The organism is Pseudomonadota bacterium, assembly GCA_026388215.1.
Lineage (GTDB): Bacteria > Desulfobacterota > Syntrophorhabdia > Syntrophorhabdales > Syntrophorhabdaceae > JAPLKF01.
Map to the genome: position 1 here is coordinate 1 of JAPLKF010000162.1, position 2,096 is coordinate 2,096.

The 2,096-nt window shown below is 46.9% G+C and carries 3 protein-coding genes; all 3 read left to right on the forward strand.

The annotated features are described in order from the left end of the window. Window positions 1–1,089, forward strand: a 1,089-nt coding sequence (locus NTU69_09175) for an acetyl-CoA C-acetyltransferase (protein MCX5803679.1), incomplete at its 5' end; no start/stop codon positions are given. Window position 1,090: 1 nt separating this feature from the next. Continuing rightward, complete coding sequence (locus NTU69_09180; GenBank protein MCX5803680.1) at window positions 1,091–1,873, forward strand: enoyl-CoA hydratase-related protein; 783 nt, start codon at window positions 1,091–1,093, stop codon at window positions 1,871–1,873. 21 nt (window positions 1,874–1,894) lie between these two features. Next, window positions 1,895–2,096, forward strand: a 202-nt coding sequence (locus tag NTU69_09185) for an electron transfer flavoprotein subunit beta (protein MCX5803681.1), incomplete at its 3' end; no start/stop codon positions are given.

The following is a 2,096-nucleotide window of genomic DNA, read 5'->3' on the forward strand; positions in this document are numbered from 1 at the left end:
CTCGAAGCAAAATATTACGACTACGATAGCAGCCTGAAAGAGGTCGTCATTGACGAAGTTATCATGGGTAATGTTCTCCAGGCAGGATTGGGGCAGAACTCCGGCAGGCAGGCGAGCATCTTCGGTGGAGTTCCCAAGGAAACAAACGCCTATACCATCAACAAGGTATGCTCCTCCGGACTCAAAGCCATTATCAATGGCATACAGTCTATCGTCGCGGGTGATAATGAGGTTGTTGTTGCCGGTGGCATGGAAAACATGAGTCTTACACCTTTTGCTCTACCCTCTTTACGGTGGGGTGCAAGGATGTTTGACACAAAAGCAATTGACCTGATGGTCCTCGACGGTATATGGGAAATATTCTATGGGTATCATATGGGCTTGACAGCAGAGAATATCGCAGCAAAATACGGTATCTCAAGGGAGGAACAGGATAAGTTCGGTCTTGTAAGCCATCAGAGGGCAAGAAAGGCGATAAAAGAAGGTCTTTTTAAAGCAGAAATCATTCCTGTTATAATCCCGCAGAAAAAGGGAGACCCGATTGTATTTGACACCGACGAGAGGCCAATGGACACAACCCTTGAAAAGATGGCAAAACTGGCACCTGCCTTCAAAAAGGACGGGACAGTTACTGCAGGGAACGCATCCGGTCTCAATGATGCTGCCGCTGCAGTCGTACTGATGACAAGGGATAAGGCAAAAGAACTCGGTATTAAACCCATGGGGAAGATTATCTCCTACGCAGCAGGCGGGGTAGACCCTCAATTTATGGGGCTTGGACCGATACCTGCCATCAGAAAGGCATTGAGAAAGGCAAATATGACCCTCGATAAGATAGACCTGATAGAGCTAAATGAAGCCTTTGCATCACAGTCGCTCGCCTGTATAAAAGAACTAAAGATTGATATGGAAAGGTGCAATGTCTTTGGTGGCGGTATATCCCTCGGACACCCGATTGGATGCACAGGTGCAAGACTCGTTACAACCGCTCTCTACGCAATGAAAAGACTCAACCTGAAATACGGGCTCGTCTCTATGTGTATCGGCGGCGGACAGGGATTGGCAGCAGTTCTCGAAAGCGAGGCATAAAATGGAATACAAGAACCTGATTGTTGAAATAAAAGACGGAATAGCAATTGTAAAGATAAACAGACCCAAGGCATTAAATGCCCTCAACTCTGAGACAGTCGACGAGATAAAACATGCCGGAAATGAACTGAACGGGAATAAGGATGTCAGGGTTGTCATTATCACAGGGGAGGGGGATAAGGCATTTATTGCTGGTGCAGATATTCTCGAAATGAAGGACATGAATGTAATAGAGGGTATGGCATTCTCCCAGGGAGGGCACAAAGCCTTTGCCACGCTTGATAATATGGGAAAGCCTGTCATTGCTGCGGTCAATGGGTTCGCCCTGGGCGGCGGTTTTGAAGTAGCCCTCGCATGCGATATTATCTACGCTTCAGACAGGGCAAAGGTCGGTTTCCCCGAAACCACACTTGGAATCTTTCCGGGTTTTGGAGGCACCCAGAGGACAGCAAAGCTCATCGGGCTGGCAAAAGCAAAGGAGTTGATATTTACCGGTAAGATGATTACTGCCCAGGAGGCATACGAGATGGGGCTCATAAACAAGGTTGTCCCCCATGAGGAGTTGATGAAAGAGGTGATGGCACTCGCAGAAAAGATAAAGGCAAACGGTCCTTTTTCCATAAGACTGGCAAAGGAGTTAATCAATAAAAGCATCCATCTCGATATAGAGTCAGGGCTCATGATAGAAGCAAAGGATTTCGGATTGTGTTTTGGTACAAAAGACCAGAAAGAAGGCATGACTGCATTCGTAGAGAAAAGAAAACCCACCTTCAAAGGTGAATAAAATAAATTCAAGGAGGACACTGTGAAGATAGTGGTATGTATAAAACAGGTTCCTGATACTGAAGCCGAAGTGAAATGGGATGTTCCGAAGGGGACACTCAACAGAGGAGGAATGGACCCCATCACAAATCCGTTCGACGAGTTCGCCCTTGAGGAAGCTCTGCTCACAAGAGAAAAATATGACGGTGAGATAGTGGCGATTACGATGGGTCCGGAAAAGGCTA

Excerpts from the sequence above, each read along its gene's own strand:
- NTU69_09180 (MCX5803680.1), top strand. The coding sequence starts at position 1,091 with ATGGAATACAAGAACCTGATTGTTGAAATAAAAGACGGAATAGCAATT.